This is a genomic window from Streptomyces sp. NBC_01426, assembly GCF_036231985.1.
Classification (GTDB): Bacteria; Actinomycetota; Actinomycetes; order Streptomycetales; family Streptomycetaceae; genus Streptomyces.
Genome location: NZ_CP109500.1, coordinates 4,830,853 through 4,852,059 on the forward strand (window position 1 = coordinate 4,830,853; position 21,207 = coordinate 4,852,059).

Genomic DNA, 21,207 nt, shown 5'->3' on the forward strand with positions numbered 1-21,207 from the left:
TCATCCCGTCCCTCCGCCGAGTCCCTTGACCTCGTCCCACACCGTCGGGTCCACCACGCCCGACCGGTGGGCGAACTCCCACAGGGACACCTCCTGCGGCCGGTCCGCCTCCAGGAAGCTCTTGCGGCCCTGCGCCCCGACCACTCCCGGCGGCAACGGGATCACCCCCGCGCGCCGGTCGTCGTACTTGCGGGTGATCCACGCGACCCGCGCCCGCGCCGGACGGGCCCGCACGGACAACACCAGGCACGGCCGCCCGTCCGCCAGGGTCCACAGCTCACCCGGCCGCACCCGGGGCGGCGGCCCCGGACCGTGCGGCGTCGTACGGCTCCGCCCGACCCACCGGCCCGGCCCGGGGACCAGCACCAGCACGACCACGGCGACGGCCGCGGCCACGGCGGGCCACCAGGACGTGTCCATGTTCCGACCGTAGTCTCGCGACGGCCCCCCGGCGCGGCGGCGGTGGCAACGTCCGTACCCGCCGTCGCTCCCCCGGGTGACAGCACAGGTGATTCGCCCCACAACGGCCCGCCGCGGAGGAGCGACCGGACGTTTCGCGCCTTACGCTCGACCCACGCACGGCCCGCATTCCGTCCACGGACCGTCCACGGAGGTTCACGCTCCATGAAGCTCACCGTCGTCGGCTGCTCGGGGTCGTTCCCGTCCGCGGAATCGGCCTGTTCGAGCTACCTCGTCGAGGCCGACGGCTTCCGGCTGCTCCTCGACATGGGCAACGGTTCCCTCGGAGCCCTCCAGCGCCACTGCGGTCTCTACGACCTCGACGCGATCTTCCTGAGCCACCTGCACGCCGACCACTGCATCGACATGTGCGCGTACTTCGTCGCCCGCTACTACCGGCACGAGGGCGGTCGCTGCGGGACGATCCCCGTCTACGGACCCGAGGGCACCGAACAGCGGCTCACCACGGCGTACGAGGACGTGCCCGACGCGAACTCGATGAGCGAGGTCTTCGACTTCCGCACCCTGAAGTCCGGCAGCTTCGAGATCGGCCCGTTCCAGGTCCGCACCGAGAAGGTCTGCCACCCCGTCGACTCCTACGCCATCCGCGTCGAGCACGAGGGCCGCTCCCTCACCTACTCCGGGGACACCGGGACCTGCGCCGAGCTGGGCCTGTTGGCCGAGGGCGCCGACCTCTTCCTGTGCGAGGCCTCCTTCACGCACGGCAAGGAGGACATCCCGGACCTCCACCTCAACGGCCGCGAGGCCGGCGAGTACGCGCGCGGCGGCAAGGTCGGCCGGCTCGTCCTGACCCACGTGCCGCCGTGGACGGACGCCGAGCAGAACCTCGCCGACGCCCGCGCGGTCTACGACGGCCGGGTCGACCTCGCGCACCCGGGCGCCGTCTACGAGGTCTGACGCACCGGCGTCGTCTCGCGCCCACCCCGTACGACGAAGCCCCCGCCCTCCCTTCCGGGAGCGCGGGGGCTTCGTCGTACGGGGTGGCGCGGGGCCTACTTGGCCTCGGCCTTCTGCAGCTCGGCGAGCTCCTCGTCGGACTCGCGGCCCGGCGTCGGAAGGTTGAACTTGGTGATCGCGAAGCGGAAGACGAAGTAGTACAGGACCGCGAAGCAGAGGCCGACGGCGACCAGGCCCCACGGGTTGTTCGCGATGCCCAGGTTCAGCAGGAAGTCGACCGCGCCGGCGGAGAAGCCGAAGCCGTCCCGCATGCCCAGGGCCCAGGTGAGGGCCAGCGAGACACCGGTCAGGACCGCGTGGATCGCGTACAGCACCGGGGCGATGAACATGAAGGTGAACTCGATGGGCTCGGTCACACCGGTGACGAACGCGGTGAGCGCGAGGGAGAGCATCATGCCGCCGACGACCTTGCGGCGCTCGGGACGGGCACAGTGGACGATCGCGAGACAGGCGGCCGGGAGGGCGAACATCATGATCGGGAAGAAGCCGGTCATGAACTGTCCGGCGCTCGGGTCACCGGCGAGGAAGCGGGCGATGTCACCGTGGACGGCACCGTTGGCGGTGTCGAAGGAACCGGCCTGGAACCACGGGAAGGAGTTCAGCAGGTGGTGCATGCCGATCGGGATGAGCGCACGGTTGGCGACACCGAAGATGCCCGCGCCGACGGCGCCGGAACCGGTCAGCCACTCACCGAAGTTGTGCAGACCCGTGCCGAGGACCGGCCAGATGAGGCCGAAGACGATGCCGGTGACCAGACCCGCGAGGGCGGAGAGGATCGGGACGAGGCGGCGGCCGCCGAAGAAGCCCGCCCAGTCCGGCAGCTTGGTCCGGTAGAACTTCTGGTAGAGCAGCGCGGTGATGACACCCATCACGACACCGCCGAGCACGCCGGCGTTGACCGGGGCGTCGACGTTGACGATCTTGCCGCCGACGACCTTGGCGACCTTCGGCAGGTTGCCGTCGGTGAAGGTGGCGAGCACCTTCTGGAAGACCAGGTAGCCGGTGACCGCGGCGAGGGCGGTCGAGCCGTCCGACTTCTTCGCGAAGCCGATCGCGATGCCCACGGCGAACAGCAGCGCCATGTTGTCGAGGATCGCGCCACCACCGGCGGCCATGTAGCCGGCGATCTTGAGGATGAACGTCGGGAAGACGTCCTTGTCGCCGAGCATGTCGTCCGCGCCCAGGCGGAGCAGGAGTGCGCCTGCCGGCAGCACCGCGACGGGGAGCATGAGGCTCCGGCCGATGCGCTGCATGACGGCCATCACGCCAGCGCCCTTCTTCGTTTCCGCAGCGGTGGCTGTGGACATGGTCTTCCTCCAGTGGGCAAGGCGCCGCCCGGGGACATGGAAACGGGGGCTTGGCGGCGTCTCAGAAAGGGGGGACCCGGGGCCGGACAAGCCCTCATGGTCTACACCACTTAGTGGTGTAGACCAGTTGTAGCACGGTGAGGTCTACGTAAGGAACCCGTCATTTTCGTGGCCCGGACCACATGGGGGCACACGTGGCAAAAGCCCCCGGAAACCTGAGGGTCCGAGGGCCTTGACGTCCGGGACTTGAGCCCGTCCTGCGACTATATCCACTGTTTTGGCGAGGTCGTGCCACCGGCCGGCGCCGTCCGGCCCGTGACCGCCCGCGCGGGTTCCGTGCGGTCGGGGCCCGCCGCTACGCCTTGGTGTTGTCCGCCTCCATCGCCTCGATCTCCTCGTCCGTCTCCCGACCCGGCGTCGGGATGTCGAACTTCGTGATCGCGAAGCGGAAGACCGCGTAGTAGACGGCCGCGAATCCCAGGCCGATCGGGATGATCAGCCAGGGCTTCGTGGCGAGCCCCCAGTTGATGACGTAGTCGATCAGGCCGGCCGAGAAGCTGAAGCCGTCGTGGACGCCGAACGCCCACGTCACCGCCATCGAGACACCCGTCAGCAGCGCGTGGATCACGTAGAGCAGCGGCGCCACGAACAGGAACGAGTACTCCAGCGGCTCGGTGATGCCGGTGACGAAGGACGTCAGGGCCACCGACAGCATCAGGCCGCCGACCTCCTTGCGGCGGGCCGGCTTCGCGCAGTGCGTGATGGCGAGCGCCGCCGCCGGGAGCGCGAACATCATGATCGGGAAGAAGCCGGAGAGGAACTGTCCGGCGTTCGGGTCGCCCGCCAGGAACATGGCGATGTCGCCGTGGACCACCTGTCCGTCCGGCTTGGTGTAGCTGCCGAACTGGAACCACACCGGCACGTTCAGGAACTGGTGCAGGCCGATCACCAGCAGCGCGCGGTTCGCGACGCCGAAGATGCCCGCGCCCCACGAGCTCAGCCCCACCAGCCAGTCGGAGAAGCTCTCCAGCGCGTCACCGATCGGCGGCCAGATCCACAGGCAGATGACGGCGAACCCGATCGCGACGAACGCCATGATGATCGGGACCAGCCGCCGGCCGTTGAAGAAGCCCAACCAGTCGACCAGCTTCACCCGGTGGTAGCGCTGCCAGAACCAGGCCGACAGCAGGCCCATCACGATGCCGCCGAAGACCCCGGGGTTCTGGAAGGTGTACTCGGCGAACGCGCCGTCGGCCCCCAGGCAGCCGCCCCCGATGTCGCGGGTCCCCTCCGGGCAGGGCTGGGGGAAGGCGCGCAGCACGCTCCGGTAGACGAGGAAGCCCACGACCGAGGCCAGCGCGGTCGAGCCGTCGGCCTTCTTGGCCATGCCGATCGCGACGCCGATGCAGAAGAGGAGGGGGAGGCCCAGGTCGGCGTTGAGCAGGGAGCCGCCCGCGCTCGCCATCACCCTGGCCACGTCGTTCCAGCCGAGGCCCTCCGCGCCGAAGACGTCGGGCTGGCCGAGCCGGTTGAGGATGCCCGCGGCGGGCAGCACGGCGATGGGCAGCTGGAGGCTCCGCCCCATCTTCTGCAGCCCTTGGAACAGGCCGTTCCACCGCTGCTGTCGCGGTGCTGCCGCAGCGCTGCTCGTGCTCATCGGCGTCCTCCCTGACCGGCCCGTTTTGGCAGTCGCGCCACGTGCGGCACACTGGTGTAGACCACTTGTGATGCGACGGCATTTCCCCGCCCGGAGGGCAGGTTGATGTTGATCGTCATCATTCGGCAGATGCCGGGCACGCGCTCGTGTAGATGGGCCAACCGTGAGTTACCGTGACGAAGCGGATCTCCCGGATGGGCAGTCAGGCATCCGGCCGCCGAGACTCGTTCTTCGTAACACTCAGGGAGAAACACATGGCCACCAAGGCTGAGAAGATCGTCGCCGGGCTCGGCGGCATCGACAACATCGAAGAGGTCGAGGGCTGCATCACCCGCCTGCGCACCGAGGTCAAGGACCCGGGCCTGGTCGACGAGGTCGCGCTGAAGGCCGCCGGCGCCCACGGCGTCGTCAAGATGGGCACCGCGATCCAGGTCGTCATCGGCACCGACGCCGACCCGATCGCCGCCGACATCGAAGACATGATGTGAGCTGAGCCCACCCGCTCGGCACACCCGCGCGCGCACCCCGCGCCCGCACGATCAGGACCCCGTACCGGACCGACCCGGACGGGGTCTTCTCGTACCCCCGCACCGACTAGGCTCGCCACCATGTCTCGCATCGACGGCCGCACGCCCGAACAGCTCCGCCCGGTCACCATCGAACGCGGATGGAGCAAGCACGCAGAGGGCTCCGTCCTCATCTCCTTCGGCGACACCAAGGTCTTCTGCACCGCCTCCTTCACCGAAGGCGTCCCGCGCTGGCGCAAGGGAAGCGGCGAAGGCTGGGTCACCTCCGAGTACTCGATGCTGCCCCGCTCCACGAACACCCGCGGCGACCGCGAGTCCGTCCGCGGCAAGATCGGCGGCCGCACCCACGAGATCTCCCGCCTGATCGGCCGCTCGCTGCGCGCCGTCATCGACTACAAGGCCCTCGGCGAGAACACGATCGTCCTCGACTGCGACGTCCTCCAGGCCGACGGCGGCACCCGCACCGCCGCCATCACCGGCGCCTACGTCGCCCTCGCCGACGCCGTCGCCTGGGGCCAGAAGAAGAAGCTGATCAAGGCAGGCCGCAAGCCCCTGGTCGGCACCGTGGCCGCCGTCAGCGTCGGCATCGTCGACGGCGAACCCCTCCTCGACCTCTGCTACGAGGAGGACGTGCGCGCCGAGACCGACATGAACGTCGTCTGCACCGGCGACGGCCGCTTCGTCGAGGTCCAGGGCACCGCCGAGGGCGAGCCCTTCGACCGCAAGGAACTCAACGCCCTGCTCGACCTCGCCGCCGGCGGCTGCGCCGACCTCCGGGCCCTCCAGCTCGGCGCCCTGGAGCTCCAGAGCCCCTGACGGCAACCGCCGGGCGTCGCCCGGCGTCTACGCGGATACGCGGGTACGGGCGCACGGTGTCACCACCGTGCGCCCGTCCACGTACCCGCGCATCCGGGTATCCGCGCCCCGTGGACCCGGGCATCCACGACTTCCGGGGGGACCCGCATGAAGCTCACGCCCAAGCCGAAGCACCGCATAGCCGCCGTCGCCATCGCGGCCGCCCTCGCCGTCCCGGCGCTCACCTCCTGCGACGCCATCTCCACCGCGATGGACTGTGCCAACACGGCCGTGGCCATCGCGGACAGCGCCAACGACCTCCAGCAGGCGGTCTCGCAGGCCGGCAACAGCCCGCAGGACGCGCAGAACGCGCTCAACACCATCGACGCCAACCTGAAGAAGATCGGCGACCAGACCGACAACGCCGACCTGGGCAAGGCCATCGACTCGATGACCGCCGCCGTGAAGAACGTCCGCACCTCCATCGAGGGCGGCAACGTCAACCCCGACATCCAGCCGGTCGCCGACGCCGCCTCGGAGATCTCCAAGGTCTGCACCCCCGGCTGACCCGTCGCCGGGCGCCGGCGGGCGGCGCGGGATAATCGGCGCATGACGACCTCGCCGCGCCTGATCCTCGCCACCCGCAACGCGGGCAAGATCTCCGAACTCCACGCCATCCTGTCCGACGCCGGCCTGCCGCACGAGCTGGTCGGCGCGGACGCGTACCCGGAGATCCCCGACGTCAAGGAAACCGGCGTCACCTTCGCCGAGAACGCCCTGCTCAAGGCGCACGCCCTCGCCCGAGCCACCGGCCTGCCGGCCGTGGCCGACGACTCCGGCCTCTGCGTGGACGTCCTGAACGGCGCCCCCGGCATCTTCTCCGCCCGCTGGGCCGGCACCCACGGCGACGACCAGGCCAACCTGGACCTGCTCCTGGCCCAGATCGGGGACATCGCCGACGAGCACCGCGGCGCCCACTTCGCCTGCGCCGCCGCCCTCGCCCTCCCGGACGGCACCGAACGCGTCGTCGAAGGCCGGCTCCTGGGCACCCTGCGCCACACCCCGGCCGGCGCCGGCGGCTTCGGCTACGACCCGATCCTCGAGCCCTCGGGCGACACCCGTACCTGCGCGGAACTCACCGCGGCGGAGAAGAACGCCATCTCCCACCGGGGTCAGGCCTTCCGGGCGCTGGTCCCGGTGATCCGCGAACTGCTCGGGTAGCACGAAGGGCCTGTGGATCGCATGCGATGCACAGGCCCTCATGGGTGCGGCGGAAGGGATTCGAACCCTCAAGCCGTTTCACGGGCCACAGATCCTAAGTCTGCTGCGTCGCCGTTGCGCCACCGCCGCCGGCCGCCTGCCATGATAGCGGGCAGCCGGCGGCCCGGGCCGACAGGACCGGCCGATCGCACGGCGACGGCCTCCCCGGCACCATGTGCCGTAGGTCGCCCGGCAGTTGGGGCGCCGCGGACGCGGGCCCCCGGAGCCGGATCAGATGCCCAGATCCTTGATGATCTTGGCCACGTGGCCGGTGGCCTTGACGTTGTAGAAGGCCCGCTCGACCTTGCCGTCCTCGTCCACGACCACCGTCGAGCGGATGACCCCGGTGACCGTCTTGCCGTACAGCTTCTTCTCGCCGAAGGCCCCGTACGCCGCCAGGACCTCCTTCGACGGGTCGCCGACCAGGGTCACCTTCAGGTTCTCCTGCTCGCGGAACTTCGCCAGCTTCTCCGGCTTGTCGGGGGAGACGCCGATGACGTCGTAACCCGCCTGGGCCAGTGCGGCCAGATTGTCCGTGAAGTCGCACGCCTGCTTGGTGCAGCCCGGGGTCAGGGCGGCCGGATAGAAGTACACGATGACCTTGCGGCCCTTGTGGGAGGCAAGCGAGACCTCGTTGCCGTCCGCGTCGGGCAGGGTGAAGGCGGGGGCGGTGTCGCCCGGCTCAAGTCGCTCGCTCATGTCAGGAGTCTCCTCGGGAGGGGATCGGTACGGTCCGAGACTAAGCTGACAGACTGTTCATGGTGGGCTACGCCCCCTTCACGACCGACCACGACGACGGAGGCAGCGCGGTGCCGGAAGCCAGGACCCCCGCACAGGAAGCCAGGACCCCCGCACAGATCGAGGCGGACATCGTCCGCCGCCGGGAGCAGCTGGCCGAGACGCTCGACGAGATCGGTGTGCGCGTGCACCCCAAGACGATCGTCGGGGACGCCAAGGCCCGGGTGGTCGGCGTCGTCGACCACACCGCCGGGCGTGCCGTCGTCGCCGCCAACCGTCTGGTGACGGACGTGAAGGACGGCCTGCGGCACGACGACGGGGCGCCGCGCCTCGAACGGATCGTGCCGGTCGCGCTGTTCGCGGTCGGTGTCGTCGGTCTGGTGGTGCTGGCCGTGCGCCGCAAGCGCTGATGGCCCGCCGGCGTACACCGGGCGCACGGGCGGGTAGGTTCGGGGCGTGAGCGACGACACCACCACCCACGACAAGCTGCCCATCCGCATGCTGCACGATCGCGTGCTCGTGCGATCCGACTCCCCCGAGGGCGAGCGGCGCTCGGGCGGCGGCATCCTGATCCCGGCGACGGCCGCGGTGGGCAAGCGGCTCGCCTGGGCCGAGGTCGTCGCGGTCGGACAGAACGTGCGCGGCGTGGAGCCCGGCGACCGGGTGTTGTACGACCCCGAGGACCGGGCCGAGGTCGAGGTGCGCGGGGCGACGTACGTGCTGATGCGCGAGCGGGACCTGCACGCGGTGGCCGCGGAGCGGCTCGCGGGGTCCGAGGACTCCACCGGGCTGTACCTGTAGGCGCGCCGGCAAGCGGGGCGAAGGGCTGGTGGCCGAGGTCACCGGCCCTTTTCGTCGTCCTTTGCTACGGTGGGGAGGAACCCCGACGAGACGCGCCGTACCGGGTGGCCTTGGCTGTACGACAAGACGACGCACCCCGTTCGCTCTCGTTCCGGAGGTGCCTGTCATGGCCTGGGTTCTGCTCATCGTCGCCGGTCTGCTCGAAGTCGGCTGGTCGATCGGCATGAAGTTCACCGAGGGATTCACCCGGCTCTGGCCCAGCGTGTTCACCGGCGCCGGGATCGTCGCCAGCATGGTGCTGCTGTCCTACGCCGCCAAGACCCTGCCGATCGGCACGGCCTACGGCGTCTGGGTGGGCATCGGCGCGGCCGGCGCGGCGGTGCTGGGCATGGCGGTGCTGGGTGAGCCCGTCACCGCCGCCCGGATCTTCTTCATCTGCCTGCTGCTGGTCGCCGTCGTGGGCCTGAAGGCGACCTCGGGTCACTGACCGGGTGCCGCCCCGTGGTGCGCGCCGCGCCGGCGCGCGTCACTCCAGGTAATCCGCCGGGGGACGGCGACCCCGGAGGGGCCCGCCGGGGCTCTGGCCCGGGCTCTGGTCGCCCTGGCTGTCGCCCCCGGCGCTCTGGCCGCCCTGGGTCTGGCCACCGCCGGTGTCGCCCCCGGTGGTCTGGCCCGCGGTGTTCTGGCCGCCGTTGGTCTGGCCGCCCTGGGTGTCGCCCCCGGTGCTCTGCCCGCCGTTGGTGTCGCCGCCCGTGTTCCGGCCGCCGTTGGTCTGCCCCTGGTCGCGGCCCTGGCCCTCGTTCTGCCCCTGTCCCTGCGTCCGTCCCTGGTCCCGGCCGCCCTGGTCCCGGCCGTCGGTCGGCCGGGCGGGCCGGCTCGGCGGTACGGGTGCCACGGGGGTCCGGCTGCCCGGCCGCTGCGGCCGGCTCGGCTCGACGGGCGGCTCCGGGGGTTGCGCCGCGCCCTCCTGGAGTTCGAGGTCGAAGTCGACGGGGTCCGTGGTCTCCAGGGCCGTCTTGGTGTACGCCGCCCAGATGCGCGCCGGGTACCCGCCGCCGCCGATGCGGTTCTCGCCGAGCGCCCCGTACAGGGACTCCAGCCTGCCCGTGTCGGGGTCCTGGCCCATCATCGACACCACCGTGACCAGGTCCGGGGTGTACGCGGCGAACCAGGCGGCCCGGTCCAGTTCGGCGGTGCCGGTTTTGCCGGCCGCCGGCCGGCCGGCGGCGAGCGCGGCCGTGCCGGTGCCGTTGTCCACCACGCTGACCAGCATCGAGGTGGTGGTGTCCGCCGATTCGCGGCTGACGGCCTGCTGCGGGGCGCGGTCGGGGAGGCGGACGGTGTGGTCGCCCTTGCTGATCTTCTCCAGGAAGGTGTACGGGGTGCGGCGGCCGTGGTCGGCGAGCGTCGCGTAGGCCTGGGTCATGTCGAGGACGCTGGCCTGGATGGTGCCGAGCGCCATGGCCGGGCCGGGATCCCAGTTCGGGGTGTTCGCGGGGATGCCGAGGGCGACGGCGGTCTTCTTGACCTTGTCGGTGCCGACGTCGACGACCATCTGGGCGAAGACGGTGTTGACGGAGAGGTCGGTGGCGGTGTTCACGGTGATCTCCCCGTACGACAACTGGCCCTCGTTCTCGGGCGCGTAGACCAGCCGGGTGCCGACGACCCGGCGCTTGTTGTCGCCGTTGTAGAGGGTGTTCGGGGTGATGAGACGGCCGTCCTGGGTGCGGGAGTCGTTCTCGACGGCGGCGGCGAACACGAACGGCTTGAAGGTCGAGGCCACCTGGTAGTCGTGCCGGGTCGCGTTGTTCACGTACTGCCGGGTGTAGTCGATGCCGCCGTACATGGCGACGACCTTGCCGGTGGCGGGGTCGATGGAGACTCCGCCGGCCCGCACGACGCGGTCGGCCTCGCGCTTCTTCGGGTCGAGTTTGGAGACCAGCTCGGTGTCGACGGCGGCGACGAAGGCGTTCTGGCGGCGCTTGTCGATGGTCGTGGCGATCCGGTAGCCCCCCTCGGCGAGGGTCTTGTCGTCGAGGATCCCGCGATCGACGATGTAGTCCTTGACGGCCTCGACGAGGTAGCCGCGCTGTCCGGAGAGCCCTGCCGCCGGGCGGAGTCGGCCCGGTTCGGGGAACCGGGCCGCCGCCCGTTCGGCCGGGGTCATCCACTTCTTCTTCACCATGCCGTCGAGGACGTAGTTCCAGCGGGCGACGGCGCGGTCGCGGCTCTGCGGGTGGGCGACGACGTCGAAGGCGCTGGGGGAGTTGAGGAGGGTGGCGAGGTAGGCGCCCTCGGCGGTGCCGAGCGTGCCGACGTCCTTGCCGTAGTAGGCCTGGGCGGCGGCCTGGATGCCGTAGGCGTTGCGGCCGAAGTAACTGGAGTTCAGATAGCCCTCCAGGATGTAGTCCTTCGACTTCTCGCGGCCGAGTTTGATCGCGATGAAGAACTCCTTGGCCTTCCGCTTCACCGTCTGTTCCTGACCCAGGTAGTAGTTCTTGACGTACTGCTGGGTGATGGTCGAGCCGGACTGCTTGCCCTTGCCGGTGAGCGTGTTCCAGGCGGCGCGGAGCATCGCCTTGGGGTCCACCGCCCGTTCGGAGTGGAAGTCCCGGTCCTCGGCGGCCAGTACGGCCTCCTGGACGGTGAGCGGGACCTGGGAGAGCGGGACGTTGACCCGGTCGACCTCGCCGTCACGGGCGAGCGGTGAGCCGTCGGCGTAGAGGTAGACGTTGGACTGGGCGGTGGCGGCGGCGTTGGCGGGCGGGATGTCGACCAGCAGGTAGCCGGCGACCAGGGCGCCGCCGATCAGCAGGGCGATCAGCAGGACGCCGCCCAGCAGCATGCGCCAGGTGGGGAGGATCCGGCGCCAACCGGTCCGCCGGCGCCCGGCCTTGCCGGGCCTCGGGCCGGTGGTCCCGGCGGTGTGCGCGCCGCCGCTCTCGTCCCGGGGCGTGCCCCCGGGCCCACGTCCGCCGGTCGGGGTCGGGTGCGGTTCGTCGGGGGAGTCCGGGTCGCGAGGAGTCCAGCCCGGGGGTGGTGACTGGTCGCTCATCTCCTGGGCTCCTCGCGGCCGCCGTGCCAAATGTCCACATCTGTCCCTCATGGTGTCTACCTGATGGCCACTGATTCCGCGCCGGACGGGCATAAAACGGTCGCGTGGATCGCCCCTCCGCACTAAGCTCGCGCGCTTTGGCCGACACAGGAACGACGTGGGAAACGGAGGGATACGGTGCGTCAGAGAGCTGCTCTCTACACGGCCGTCGCGGCCGGCGGATTCCGGCGCTACGCCACCTACGGGACGGCGACCGCCGCCGGTGTGTTCACCAACACCGTGTTCGGTTTCATCGTCGCGTACACGTACATGGCGCTCTGGGACGAGCGCCCCGGCCTCGGCGGGTACGACCAGGCCGAGGCCCTCACCTTCGTCTGGGTCAGCCAGTCGCTGCTGGCGGCCGGCGCGCTCATCGGGGGCGGGTTCCAGGAGGAGATCCAGGAGCGGGTCCGCACGGGGGACATCGCCGTGGACCTGTACCGCCCGGCGGACCTCCAGATGTGGTGGCTCGCCTCCGACCTGGGCCGGGCCGCCTTCCAACTGCTGGGGCGCGGGGTCCTGCCGATCGTGGCCGGCGCACTCGCGTTCCGGCTGGCGCTGCCCACCGACCCGTTGCGCTGGGCACTCTTCCTGGTGTCCGTGACGCTCGGACTGGTGGTCGGCTTCGGGGTGCGCTACCTGCTCGGGCTGGCCGCGTTCTGGCTGATGGACGGGGCCGGGATCAACCTGATGGCGACCGTCGTGTCGATCTTCTGCTCGGGGATGCTGTTGCCGCTGACCGTCTTCCCCGGCGCCTTCGGGGAGCTCGTCCGCGCCCTGCCCTGGGCGGCGATGCTCCAAGTGCCGATGGACGTGCTGATGGGCAAGCACTCCGGGGCCGGGGACGCCGCAGAGGCCCTGGGGTTCCAGGCGTTCTGGGCGGCCGTCCTGTTGGGGCTGGGGCGGCTCGTCCAGTCGGCGGCGACGCGCAAGGTGGTGGTCCAGGGTGGCTGAGGTGACGCTGGAGCGCCCGCCGGTCGGGCTGCCGGACCTCCCGCGACGCGGTCGGGTGCGCGAGGGGCTGCGGGGCTACGGGCTGATCGCGGCGATGTGGATCCGCTCGACGATGACGTACCGGACCTCGTTCCTGCTGTCCACCTTCGGGAACGCGGCGATCACCCTGCTCGACTTCGTGACGATCTTCATCATGTTCTCGCACGTGGACGAGCTGGGCGGCTTCACGCTGCCCGAGATCGCCCTGCTCTACGGGTCCTGCTCGGCCTCCCTGGGCCTGGCCGACCTGCTGCTGGGCAACACCGACCGGATCGGCGTCCGGATCCGGGACGGCTCGCTCGACACGATGCTGGTGCGGCCGGTGCCGGTGCTCGCGCAGGTGGCGGCGGACCGGTTCGCGTTGCGGCGGGTGGGTCGGATCGCGCAGGGGCTGGGGGTGCTGACCTGGGCGCTCTGGACCCTGGGCCCCCAGGTCGCGTGGACGCCCGGGAAGGTGCTGCTGGTGCCGGTGATGATCACGGCCGGGGCGGCGATCTTCGGGGCCGTGATGGTGGCCGGGGCGGCGTTCCAGTTCGTCGCGGGCGACGCGGCGGAGGTGCAGAACTCCTTCACGTACGGCGGCTGCACGATGCTCCAGTACCCGCCGACCGTCTTCGCGAAGGACCTGCTGCGCGGGGTGACCTTCATCGTGCCGCTGGCCTTCGTCAACTGGCTGCCCGCACTGCACGTGCTGGGGCGGCCCGACCCGCTGGGCCTGCCGGGATGGGTGGCCTACCTGAGCCCCCTGGTGGCCTTCGTGGTGTTCCTGCCCGCGTCGCTGGCGTGGCGCGCGGGAGTTCGTTCGTACCGCAGCACGGGGAGTTGAGGCAGGGATGGCAAGAGACACGTTGATCTCGCTGGACGGGGTCGAGAAGGTCTTCGACGTACGGCGCCGCGTGAGCCTGATGCGCCGGGAGAAACGCCAGGTCAGGGCCGTGGACGGGATCAGCTTCGAGGTCGCGCGGGGCGAGGTGGTCGGCTACATCGGGCCGAACGGCGCCGGGAAGTCCACCACGATCAAGATGCTGACGGGGATCCTCACGCCGAGCGCCGGCCGGCTCCGCGTGGCCGGCATCGACCCGGCCCGGGAGCGGATGCGGCTCGCACACCGGATCGGCGTGGTGTTCGGACAGCGCACCACGCTCTGGTGGGACCTGCCGCTGAAGGACTCCTACGGGCTGATGCGGCGGATGTACCGGATCCCGGCGGCGCGGTTCAAGGAGAACCTGGAACGCTGCGTGGACCGGTTGGACCTGGCCGAGCTGCTCGACGTACCGGTGCGCCAGCTGTCGTTGGGGCAGCGGATGCGCGGGGACATCGCGGCGGCGCTGCTGCACGATCCGGACGTGCTGTACCTGGACGAGCCGACGATCGGGCTCGACGTGGTGAGCAAGGCCAAGGTGCGCGGGTTCCTGCGGCAGCTGAACGAGGAGCTGGGCACGACCATCCTGCTGACCACGCACGACCTCCAGGACATCGAGCAGCTCTGCGAACGGGTGATGGTCATCGACCACGGGCGGTTGATGTACGACGGCCCGCTGGGCGGGTTGCACACGTCGGTGGCCGGCGGGGCGGGCGAGCGGACGCTGGTGGTGGACCTGGAGCGGGAGGTCCCGCCGATCGAGGTGGTCGGGGCGCGGGTGGTGCGGGTGGACGGGCCCCGGCAGTGGCTGGCGTTCCCCGCGCAGGCGTCGGCGGCGCCGCTCGTGGCGGCGGTGGCGGCGCAGTACCCGCTGGTGGACCTGTCGGTGCGCGAGCCCGACATCGAGGACGTGATCGCACGGATGTACGCGGGACGGGGGTGAACTCGGGGTAAAGCCCGGGTGGGGCGGGCCCCTCGGGCCATACAACTCGCCGGGATCACTGCATAGGCTGGGCCACATGAGTGACGATCGGTCGGAGAGGCCGTTGCCGGAGCTGAGGGCGTCCGATGCCGACCGGGACCGGGTGGTGGAGCGTCTGCGGGACGCCGTCGCCGAGGGCCGGCTGGACATGGAGGAGTTCGAGGAGAGGCTGGAGGCGGCGTACACGTCCCGTACCTACGGCGAGTTGGAACCCCTGACGCGCGACCTTCCCGCCGTGCCGGGAGCCGCGGCCCCCCTGGCGACCGGGCAGCCCGCGCCCGCGGGCTCCAGTGTCGCGTGGCCCGCGCGGATCGGCGGCGCGGGCACCTCCGCCACGGCCGTCGCCGTGATGTCGGGGTTCCAGCGCAAGGGGCACTGGACGGTGCCCGCCCACTTCAACGCGGTGGCGTTCTGGGGCGGCGGCGAGCTGGACCTGCGGGAGGCGAACTTCGCCCAGCGCGAGGTGGTGATCACCTGCGTCGCCGTCATGGGCGGGATCCAGATCATCGTGCCGCCGGGCGTGGAGGTGGACGTTCGGGGCATCGGGGTGATGGGCGCCTTCGATCAGCGCCCGAGCTCCGAGCGGGCGGAACCGGGGGCTCCGCGGGTGGTCGTGAACGGCTTCGCCTTCTGGGGCGGCGTCGAGGTCAAGGTCAAGCCGCCGAAGACGCCCAAGCCGGCGCGCGGCGGGCGGCCCCGCAAGGAGCTCTAGACGGCCCAGGCCGTCCCTGTCTCCGGTCGGGGGCGTTCACCCGGATCGCCGACGGTCCTCCCTCGGGGGGATCGGTACGGCGCGCCGGGAACTCCTCGGACCTCCCGGGAGTCGGATGCTATGCAGACAAAACCGGCCACCGGGGGAAGGCAGGAGCACGTGGAAGACGTGGACAACCGCGACAGGGCGCGGGCCGGGGTCGCGGCCCCGGCCGCACCACCCGCCCGGGGCGGGTTCGTGTTCAACGCCGCGGACGAGGAGCGCCGGCGCGGCGTGCGCCGCATGAAGACCACCGCCACCGGCCTGCTGATCCTGGTGGCGGTGGTCTACGTGCTCGCCACATGGGCGGAGCACAGGGGCGCGGGCGCCTGGGCCGGGTACGTGGCGGCGGCGGCCGAGGCGGGCATGGTCGGCGCGCTCGCCGACTGGTTCGCGGTCACCGCGCTGTTCCGGCGACCGCTGGGCCTGCCCATCCCGCACACCGCGATCATCCCGACGAAGAAGGACCAGCTCGGCGTCTCCCTCGGGGAGTTCGTCGGCGAGAACTTCCTCTCCGCGGAAGTGGTGCGGGCCCGCCTCGGCGCGCTCGGGATCGGCGGCCGGCTCGGATCCTGGCTGGCGGAGCCCGCCCACGCCGACCGGGTCACGGCGGAGTTGGCCACCGCGCTGCGCGGGGCCCTGACCGTGCTGCGCGACGCCGACGTCCAGGCCGTCGTCGGCGAGGCGATCACCAGACGGGCCGAGAGCGCCGAGATCGCGCCCGGCATCGGCAAGATGCTGGAGCGGGTCGTCGCGGACGGCGGGCACCACCGCGGCGTCGACCTGATCTGCGTCAAGGCGCACGACTGGCTCGTACTGCACGGGGACTCGGTCATGGACGCGGTACAGGGCGGTGCCCCCGGCTGGACCCCCCGGTTCGTCGACCGCAAGATCGGCGACCGCGTGTACAAGGAACTGCTGCGCTTCGTCACCGAGATGCGGGACATGCCCGAGCACCCGGCACGGGGCGCCGTGGACCGGTTCCTGAAGGACTTCGCGGTCGACCTGCAATCGGACACCGACACCCGGGCACGGGTCGAGCGGCTCAAGAACGACGTCCTGTCCCGGGGCGAGGTGCAGGAGGTGATCGCCTCGGCCTGGACCGCGATCCGGTCGATGATCCTCTCGGCGGCCGAGGACGAGCAGAGCGAACTGCGCCTGCGGGTGCGGTCCTCGCTGATGTCCCTGGGCGCACGCCTGGCCACGGACGGCCGGCTCCAGGCCAAGCTGGAGGGCTGGATCGAGGGCGCGCTGGTGTACGTGGTCACCACCTACCGGACGGAGGTCACCTCGTTGATCACCGACACGGTGGCGGGATGGGACGCGGAGCACACCTCGCGGAAGATCGAGGCGCACATCGGCCGCGACCTCCAGTTCATCCGGATCAACGGCACGGTCGTGGGCGCGTTGGCGGGGCTGCTCATCTACTCGGCGTCCAAGGCCTTCGGAGCGTAGACCGTCCCTCGCGGACCTTGCCGGGGCCCGAGCCCGAGCCGGGGCCGGAGCCCGGGCCGGACCCGGGGCCGGGGCGAGGGCCCCGCGCCCCGGCGGGGCCCCGCGGGGGCGGCTCAGTCCCGGTCGGCCACGACCCAGGCGGCGGCCGCGACCACGCCCGCCGCGCCGAAGACGGCCGGCCAGGCGCCGACCTTCTTGGCGAGGGGGTGGGAGCCCGCGAAGCCGGCCACGTACAGCGCCCCGAGTCCGGCCGCGGCGGGCGCGCCGACCCGGCGGTGCCAGCCACGACCGGCGGCGATCCCGGCGGCGCCGAGGACGACCCCGCCCAGGGGGCGCTTCCCGGTCCACCGGGCCACGGCGTAGCCGCCCACCAGCCCGGCCGCCGCCACCAACGAGGTCGGTACCCGCTCCATGTGTCCCACTCCCTCTGCGCGTTCTGACGTAGTCGACCCGCACGGTCCGGCAGTCCGGCGGTCCGGCAGACCGGGGAACCATGCGTACGGTTGTCCGACGAGGCTAACGCGAGCGCCTGGCCATCCGACGGGCGCCCAGCGCCCCGCACACCATCGCGATCCCGCCGATCACCGAGTCCGGTACCGCGGCCTGCACCGAAGGCGGCAGCAACGCCACGCACCCGAGCACGAGGAGGAAGGCCAGGGCGCATCCGCCGGCCGCTCGCATCAGTCTGTCCACGGCTGGACAACGCGCCGTCCGGTTTCCCGACACGGAGACCGGGGAGGGGATTTGTCGCACACTCTCCTGATCCGCGTGATGCCCGTCCCGGCAACCCGAAGCGCATAAATTCGCTCTCCCAAGACAAACGGGAGATTCCCCACCACGGCCCCCGGGCCCCCGTGCCCGCGGGGACCCGCCACCCCACCGCCCCACCCTCGACATCAGGAGCCCGGACATCGTGATCTGCTACGGACAGGCCGTCCTCGACCTCGCGGACGAACTGGTCGACGCCTACGCCGACGTCTTCTCCGCCCCACCGTGGAACGAGGATGAAGAAACCATTCGCCTGTTCGCGGCCCGTCTCCCGGCCGACGCCCGGCGCCGTGGTTTCCGTACCGCCCTCGCCCAGTCCGCGACCGGCATCGACGGCTTCGCCACCGGCTGGCTCACCCCGAACACCTTCCCCAAGAACCGCGCGTACGCCCAGGTCGCCGCGCAGCTCGGACCGGCCCGGGTCAAGGAACTCCTCACCGGCGCGCTGGAGATAGACGAACTCGCCGTACGCCCCCACGCGCGCGGTCGCGGCACCGGCCGCGACCTGCTCACCGAGATCACCGCCGACGCCCCCGACCGGCGCGCCTGGCTGCTGACCTCCCGGCTCGCCCACGACACCGTGGCGACGTACCGGCGCCTGGGCTGGCACGAGGTCACCGCGCTCCCCGGCACCGAGACCGGCGTCGTCGTCTTCCTGGCCCCGGACCACCCGAATCGCTGATCCCGGCCCGGCCCGGGGGTAGGCCGCACCGCCACCGGGCAGGTCCGCGCCATGACCACCACGAAGCGGATCCACCCGACCCCACCGAGCCGTTCGAGCCGCGCGACCCCGCCGAGCCGTTCGAGCCGCGCGACCCCGCCGAGCCGCGCGACCGATGGCGCCGGCGCGTCCCGGCCCACCCGGTACCGGTACGACCTGGCCACCCGCCGGCAGCTCCTCGCCGCCGGCGTCCCCGCCGGGACGATCACCTCCCGGAGCCGGCCGGGCGGCCCCTGGCAGCGGCTGCTGCCCCGCGTCCACCTGCTCCAGACCGGCCCCCCGGACCGACGGCAACGCGCCCTCGCCGCCGTGATGTACGCCGCCGAGCCCACCGCCGACCCACTCACGGGAGACACGGCCGCCCTCACCGGCGGCGCCGCCCTCGCCCTGCTCGGTGTCCGCGACGCCCCGGACACCCCCGCCGACGTCCTGATCCGCGCCCCGCGCCGGGTCGCCGCCACCGGCGGGGTACGGCCGCTCGCCACCACCCGGTGGCCGCGCACCATCGCCGTGCACGGCGTTCCCGGCACCCGCCCGGTGCGCGCCGCCGCCGACTTCGCGGCCCGCGCCACGGACCCCGACCTCATCCGCTCCGTCCTGGCCCAGGTCGTCCAGGCCGGCTGGTGCCACCCGCAGGACCTGCACGCCGAACTCCGCTCCGCCCGCCTGCTGGCCCGCCCGGCCGTCCGGGCGGCCGCGTCGGAACTCCTGGTGGGCGTCCGCTCGGTCGCCGAGGCACGGGCCCGCGAGGCCCTGGCCGCCGCCGACCTCCCCACCCCCCTGTGGAACGCCCGCCTCCACACCCCCGAAGGTGCCTTCCTGGCCTCCCCGGACGCCTACTGGCCCGACGAGGGCGTGGCCCTGGAGATCGACTCGGTCGAGTACCACTTCACCCGCGACGCCTGGCACGCCACCCTCCGGCGCCGACTGCGCCTGGAGGCCCACGGCGTCCTGGTGGTCAGCGCGACCCCGTCGATGGTGCGCGACACCCCGGCGGAGGTCCTGGCGGCCCTGCGCGTCCTGCTCGCGCTCGGCGGCGGACCCTGCCCGACGCGACCGACGGTCGTGGCCCGGGGCCACGTCCAGTTGGAGCTGCCCGTGGCACCACAATGAAGGGGTGGAAGCCCTGGAGAGCACTCCCGACGTCCGCGCTCGCATGAGCCGGCAGAAGAGCAAGGACACCAAGATCGAGGTGGCCCTGCGGAAGACCCTGCACGCCTCGGGGCTGCGGTTCCGCGTCCACGGCCGCCCCGTGAAGGGGGTGCGCAGGGAGGCCGACATCGTCTTCGGTCCGGCACGGGTCGCGGTCTTCGTCGACGGCTGCTTCTGGCACGGCTGCCCGGAGCACGCGACCTGGCCCCGGCGCAACGCGGAGTTCTGGCGGGCGAAGATCGAGGGCAACCGGGCCCGGGACCGGGACACCGACGCGCGGCTCGCGGAGGCGGGCTGGCTGGCCGTCCGGGTGTGGGAACACGAGCCGCCGGCCGAGTCGGCGGTCCGGGTCGCCGAGGTGGTGGCGCGCCGGAGGGCGGAACGCGCCGCCCGCTCCGCCGCTCGTACCGCCGCCCGCGCCGCGGTCGCCCGTACGGCCGTCTGCGATGCCCGGACCGCTGCCGGTGAGGGATCTTCCGCCGCCGGTGACGCTCCTGCCGCCGCCGGAGGGGTCCCTGCCGAGGACGGCGGGTCGCCGGCCGGGTGACCTCAGGTCACATGTGGCGGGCGAGGAAGGTGTGGATGGCCCCGGCCAGCGCCGTGCCGAGGCCGACGGGCACGGCGTTGCCGATCTGACGGGCGATCTGGATCTTCGTCCCGTACCACTTGAAGTCCTCGGGGAAGCCCTGGATGAGGGCGGCCTCGTAGTGGGTGATGGGCCGGTCCGCGGTGGGGTGGAGGTACCGGCCCTTCTCGGGCTTGTAGAACTCGGTGCGGATGGTGACCGACGGGGTGTGCGCCCGCAGGCGTCCCATCACGTCCCCGGAACCCGAGTTGTGGTTGTCCCAGCTCTCCGTGGAGAGGTAGAACTCTGGCCCCTTGAGGCGCTTGTAGTCCGGCCCCTCGGTGGACAGGCGGATGTTCCCCGACCGGTCGACGCGGTAGTGCACGCCCCGGAGGTCCTTGCGGTTGCCGTTCTCGGGGATCGCCTTGTACCTCGCGCGCGAGAGGTCTTCCGGGCTGCGGCCGAAGTGCAGGTCCGTGGTGAGGTGGTGGCCCTGTACGCCGTCCACGAGGGCGGGCTCGCCGCCGCGCGGATCCGGCATCCGGTCGAGGAGGGGCCGCTTCGCCGACCGCTCGAAGACCGTGGAGACCGGCTCCCAGCGCGGCAGCGTGGGCCGGGTGTCGAACAGGGGCGCCTGACGCTTCGAGCCGGAGCCGGGACCGGGGGGCGTGTCGGCCGCGTCGGTGTCGACCTCGCCCGTGTGGCCGTGCTTCGCGTGCGTCGGTTCGGGGTGCGTGAGCACCTCTCCGAGGTCCTTGCGCGTGCAGATGACGATCACGCGCCGGCGGGCCTGGGGCACCCCGTAGTCGGCTGCGTTCAACAGCGCGGGCATCACGGTGTAGTCGTAGAGCGGGTGGCCCGGGGTCTGCGAGGCCGTCCGCAGGTCCTCGAACTGCGGGGACTTCAGGAACCGGTCGACGTTCTCGATCACGAAGACCTTGGGGTGGACCCGGGCCACGACCCGGACGTACTCCTGCCACAACTCGTTGCGGGGGTCGTCCGGGTTCTGCTTGCCCAGTCCGGAGAAGCCCTGGCAGGGCGGCCCCCCCATGATCACGTCGACCTCGCCCTTGAACGGGGTGGGGTCGAAGCCCGCGATGTCGCCCGGGTAGACGTGCGCCCCGCCGAAGTTGGCCGCGTACGTGGACGCGGCCGCGGGGTCGAACTCGACGGCCGCCACCGAGGTGAAGGGGTTCACGCCCGAACGAGGGGTGTAATGGGAGAAACCAGCAGAAAAGCCGCCCGCCCCGGCGAAGAGGTCCATGACCCGGATCTGGCCAGGCCGGGACGGCTGGGGCTGCTTTCTGGTCATGGGGGGCAAGTGTAGTCGCGGGGCATCGCC

Annotated in this window: 24 protein-coding genes, 1 tRNA gene and 1 riboswitch; of the genes, 16 read left to right on the forward strand and 9 right to left on the reverse strand. The window is 71.8% G+C overall.

Annotation, left to right across the window (positions count from 1 at the left end; genetic code table 11):
* Positions 1–420 carry a hypothetical protein gene (locus tag OG906_RS21415; RefSeq protein ID WP_329444972.1) on the reverse strand — a complete coding sequence of 140 codons (420 nt, stop codon included), beginning with the start codon at positions 418–420 and terminating at the stop codon, positions 1–3.
* 204 nt (positions 421–624) lie between these two features.
* Here OG906_RS21415 and OG906_RS21420 point away from each other — a divergent pair, with 204 nt between their 5' ends.
* Positions 625–1,377 carry an MBL fold metallo-hydrolase gene (locus OG906_RS21420; RefSeq protein ID WP_267802817.1) on the forward strand — a complete coding sequence of 251 codons (753 nt, stop codon included), beginning with the start codon at positions 625–627 and terminating at the stop codon, positions 1,375–1,377.
* A gap of 95 nt (positions 1,378–1,472) precedes the next feature.
* Here OG906_RS21420 and OG906_RS21425 read toward each other — a convergent pair whose 3' ends face one another.
* The gene (locus OG906_RS21425) at positions 1,473–2,744 is read right to left on the reverse strand and encodes a PTS transporter subunit EIIC (protein WP_267802816.1); all 1,272 of its coding nucleotides are present in this window, start codon (positions 2,742–2,744) and stop codon (positions 1,473–1,475) included.
* Between the two features lie 355 nt (positions 2,745–3,099).
* Positions 3,100–4,401, reverse strand: a complete 1,302-nt coding sequence (locus OG906_RS21430) for a PTS transporter subunit EIIC (protein ID WP_267802815.1) — start codon at positions 4,399–4,401, stop codon at positions 3,100–3,102.
* A 194-nt stretch (positions 4,402–4,595) separates the two neighbouring features.
* Between OG906_RS21430 and OG906_RS21435 the strand changes: the two genes are divergently transcribed.
* The 4 genes from OG906_RS21435 to rdgB all read left to right on the forward strand — a co-directional run bounded on the left by OG906_RS21435 (position 4,596) and on the right by rdgB (position 6,944).
* The gene (locus OG906_RS21435; RefSeq protein ID WP_267802835.1) at positions 4,596–4,889 is read left to right on the forward strand and encodes a PTS glucose/sucrose transporter subunit IIB; all 294 of its coding nucleotides are present in this window, start codon (positions 4,596–4,598) and stop codon (positions 4,887–4,889) included.
* A gap of 120 nt (positions 4,890–5,009) precedes the next feature.
* On the forward strand, positions 5,010–5,744 hold the full coding sequence (gene rph, locus OG906_RS21440; protein ID WP_329444975.1) for a ribonuclease PH: 735 nt from the start codon (positions 5,010–5,012) through the stop codon (positions 5,742–5,744).
* Between the two features lie 147 nt (positions 5,745–5,891).
* Positions 5,892–6,290, forward strand: a complete 399-nt coding sequence (locus OG906_RS21445) for a hypothetical protein (protein WP_329444977.1) — start codon at positions 5,892–5,894, stop codon at positions 6,288–6,290.
* Positions 6,291–6,332: 42 nt separating this feature from the next.
* Entirely contained in the window at positions 6,333–6,944 is a 612-nt protein-coding gene (rdgB, locus tag OG906_RS21450; protein WP_267802812.1) for an RdgB/HAM1 family non-canonical purine NTP pyrophosphatase, read from the forward strand.
* Positions 6,945–6,989: 45 nt separating this feature from the next.
* On the opposite strand, the gene OG906_RS21455 is transcribed toward rdgB, so the two are convergent.
* Positions 6,990–7,073 (reverse strand) — tRNA-Leu (locus OG906_RS21455).
* Between the two features lie 141 nt (positions 7,074–7,214).
* Entirely contained in the window at positions 7,215–7,682 is a 468-nt protein-coding gene (bcp, locus tag OG906_RS21460) for a thioredoxin-dependent thiol peroxidase (protein WP_267802811.1), read from the reverse strand.
* A 59-nt stretch (positions 7,683–7,741) separates the two neighbouring features.
* On the opposite strand from bcp, the gene OG906_RS21465 reads away from it, so the two are divergent.
* The 3 genes from OG906_RS21465 to OG906_RS21475 all read left to right on the forward strand — a co-directional run bounded on the left by OG906_RS21465 (position 7,742) and on the right by OG906_RS21475 (position 9,009).
* A complete protein-coding gene (locus tag OG906_RS21465; protein WP_267801647.1) occupies positions 7,742–8,131 on the forward strand; it encodes a DUF3618 domain-containing protein in 390 nt (129 codons plus the stop codon).
* Positions 8,132–8,219: 88 nt separating this feature from the next.
* Positions 8,220–8,522 (forward strand): GroES family chaperonin, encoded by a 303-nt coding sequence (locus OG906_RS21470; RefSeq protein ID WP_267801653.1) that lies wholly within the window; start codon positions 8,220–8,222, stop codon positions 8,520–8,522.
* Positions 8,523–8,575: 53 nt separating this feature from the next.
* A riboswitch (guanidine-III (ykkC-III) riboswitch) is annotated at positions 8,576–8,658 on the forward strand.
* Between the two features lie 30 nt (positions 8,659–8,688).
* Positions 8,689–9,009, forward strand: coding sequence for a DMT family transporter (locus OG906_RS21475; protein WP_266947600.1), 321 nt, complete (start codon positions 8,689–8,691; stop codon positions 9,007–9,009).
* Between the two features lie 39 nt (positions 9,010–9,048).
* On the opposite strand, the gene OG906_RS21480 is transcribed toward OG906_RS21475, so the two are convergent.
* The gene (locus tag OG906_RS21480) at positions 9,049–11,577 is read right to left on the reverse strand and encodes a transglycosylase domain-containing protein (protein WP_329444981.1); all 2,529 of its coding nucleotides are present in this window, start codon (positions 11,575–11,577) and stop codon (positions 9,049–9,051) included.
* 177 nt (positions 11,578–11,754) lie between these two features.
* Here OG906_RS21480 and OG906_RS21485 point away from each other — a divergent pair, with 177 nt between their 5' ends.
* The 5 genes from OG906_RS21485 to OG906_RS21505 all read left to right on the forward strand — a co-directional run bounded on the left by OG906_RS21485 (position 11,755) and on the right by OG906_RS21505 (position 16,659).
* Positions 11,755–12,570, forward strand: a complete 816-nt coding sequence (locus OG906_RS21485) for an ABC transporter permease (RefSeq protein ID WP_329444983.1) — start codon at positions 11,755–11,757, stop codon at positions 12,568–12,570.
* On the forward strand, positions 12,563–13,435 hold the full coding sequence (locus OG906_RS21490; RefSeq protein ID WP_385645644.1) for an ABC transporter permease: 873 nt from the start codon (positions 12,563–12,565) through the stop codon (positions 13,433–13,435). The genes OG906_RS21485 and OG906_RS21490 overlap by 8 nt, the downstream gene beginning before the upstream one ends.
* Before the next feature lie 7 nt (positions 13,436–13,442).
* Positions 13,443–14,414: an ABC transporter ATP-binding protein gene (locus tag OG906_RS21495; protein ID WP_329444985.1), complete on the forward strand. Its 972-nt coding sequence runs from the start codon at positions 13,443–13,445 to the stop codon at positions 14,412–14,414.
* A 76-nt stretch (positions 14,415–14,490) separates the two neighbouring features.
* On the forward strand, positions 14,491–15,165 hold the full coding sequence (locus tag OG906_RS21500) for a DUF1707 SHOCT-like domain-containing protein (RefSeq protein ID WP_329444987.1): 675 nt from the start codon (positions 14,491–14,493) through the stop codon (positions 15,163–15,165).
* Between the two features lie 120 nt (positions 15,166–15,285).
* Positions 15,286–16,659, forward strand: a complete 1,374-nt coding sequence (locus tag OG906_RS21505) for a DUF445 domain-containing protein (protein ID WP_329444989.1) — start codon at positions 15,286–15,288, stop codon at positions 16,657–16,659.
* A gap of 113 nt (positions 16,660–16,772) precedes the next feature.
* Here OG906_RS21505 and OG906_RS21510 read toward each other — a convergent pair whose 3' ends face one another.
* Positions 16,773–17,072: a hypothetical protein gene (locus OG906_RS21510; protein ID WP_329444991.1), complete on the reverse strand. Its 300-nt coding sequence runs from the start codon at positions 17,070–17,072 to the stop codon at positions 16,773–16,775.
* A gap of 103 nt (positions 17,073–17,175) precedes the next feature.
* On the reverse strand, positions 17,176–17,352 hold the full coding sequence (locus tag OG906_RS21515; RefSeq protein ID WP_267801640.1) for a hypothetical protein: 177 nt from the start codon (positions 17,350–17,352) through the stop codon (positions 17,176–17,178).
* 220 nt (positions 17,353–17,572) lie between these two features.
* Here OG906_RS21515 and OG906_RS21520 point away from each other — a divergent pair, with 220 nt between their 5' ends.
* Genes OG906_RS21520 through OG906_RS21530 form a run of 3 tightly spaced genes read left to right on the forward strand, consistent with a single transcriptional unit; the run spans position 17,573 to position 19,847 of the window.
* On the forward strand, positions 17,573–18,109 hold the full coding sequence (locus tag OG906_RS21520) for a GNAT family N-acetyltransferase (protein WP_267801639.1): 537 nt from the start codon (positions 17,573–17,575) through the stop codon (positions 18,107–18,109).
* Positions 18,110–18,160: 51 nt separating this feature from the next.
* A complete protein-coding gene (locus OG906_RS21525; protein WP_329444995.1) occupies positions 18,161–19,261 on the forward strand; it encodes a hypothetical protein in 1,101 nt (366 codons plus the stop codon).
* 4 nt (positions 19,262–19,265) lie between these two features.
* On the forward strand, positions 19,266–19,847 hold the full coding sequence (locus tag OG906_RS21530; protein WP_329444997.1) for a very short patch repair endonuclease: 582 nt from the start codon (positions 19,266–19,268) through the stop codon (positions 19,845–19,847).
* Positions 19,848–19,854: 7 nt separating this feature from the next.
* Here the strand turns inward: OG906_RS21530 and OG906_RS21535 are convergent, their stop codons facing one another.
* A complete protein-coding gene (locus OG906_RS21535; protein ID WP_329444999.1) occupies positions 19,855–21,177 on the reverse strand; it encodes a DNA cytosine methyltransferase in 1,323 nt (440 codons plus the stop codon).
* Positions 21,178–21,207: the final 30 nt, after the last annotated feature.

Coding starts and splice junctions, on each gene's coding strand:
- OG906_RS21470 (WP_267801653.1), top strand. CDS start 8,220: ATGCTGCACGATCGCGTGCTCGTGCGATCCGACTCCCCCGAGGGCGAG.
- OG906_RS21500 (WP_329444987.1), top strand. CDS start 14,491: ATGAGTGACGATCGGTCGGAGAGGCCGTTGCCGGAGCTGAGGGCGTCC.
- OG906_RS21535 (WP_329444999.1), bottom strand. CDS start 21,177: ATGACCAGAAAGCAGCCCCAGCCGTCCCGGCCTGGCCAGATCCGGGTC.
- OG906_RS21415 (WP_329444972.1), bottom strand. CDS start 420: ATGGACACGTCCTGGTGGCCCGCCGTGGCCGCGGCCGTCGCCGTGGTC.
- OG906_RS21475 (WP_266947600.1), top strand. CDS start 8,689: ATGGCCTGGGTTCTGCTCATCGTCGCCGGTCTGCTCGAAGTCGGCTGG.
- OG906_RS21505 (WP_329444989.1), top strand. CDS start 15,286: ATGCAGACAAAACCGGCCACCGGGGGAAGGCAGGAGCACGTGGAAGAC.
- OG906_RS21425 (WP_267802816.1), bottom strand. CDS start 2,744: ATGTCCACAGCCACCGCTGCGGAAACGAAGAAGGGCGCTGGCGTGATG.
- OG906_RS21510 (WP_329444991.1), bottom strand. CDS start 17,072: ATGGAGCGGGTACCGACCTCGTTGGTGGCGGCGGCCGGGCTGGTGGGC.
- bcp (WP_267802811.1), bottom strand. CDS start 7,682: ATGAGCGAGCGACTTGAGCCGGGCGACACCGCCCCCGCCTTCACCCTG.
- OG906_RS21480 (WP_329444981.1), bottom strand. CDS start 11,577: ATGAGCGACCAGTCACCACCCCCGGGCTGGACTCCTCGCGACCCGGAC.
- OG906_RS21465 (WP_267801647.1), top strand. CDS start 7,742: ATGGTGGGCTACGCCCCCTTCACGACCGACCACGACGACGGAGGCAGC.
- OG906_RS21420 (WP_267802817.1), top strand. CDS start 625: ATGAAGCTCACCGTCGTCGGCTGCTCGGGGTCGTTCCCGTCCGCGGAA.
- rdgB (WP_267802812.1), top strand. CDS start 6,333: ATGACGACCTCGCCGCGCCTGATCCTCGCCACCCGCAACGCGGGCAAG.
- OG906_RS21445 (WP_329444977.1), top strand. CDS start 5,892: ATGAAGCTCACGCCCAAGCCGAAGCACCGCATAGCCGCCGTCGCCATC.
- OG906_RS21525 (WP_329444995.1), top strand. CDS start 18,161: ATGACCACCACGAAGCGGATCCACCCGACCCCACCGAGCCGTTCGAGC.
- OG906_RS21430 (WP_267802815.1), bottom strand. CDS start 4,401: ATGAGCACGAGCAGCGCTGCGGCAGCACCGCGACAGCAGCGGTGGAAC.
- OG906_RS21495 (WP_329444985.1), top strand. CDS start 13,443: ATGGCAAGAGACACGTTGATCTCGCTGGACGGGGTCGAGAAGGTCTTC.
- rph (WP_329444975.1), top strand. CDS start 5,010: ATGTCTCGCATCGACGGCCGCACGCCCGAACAGCTCCGCCCGGTCACC.
- OG906_RS21435 (WP_267802835.1), top strand. CDS start 4,596: ATGGGCAGTCAGGCATCCGGCCGCCGAGACTCGTTCTTCGTAACACTC.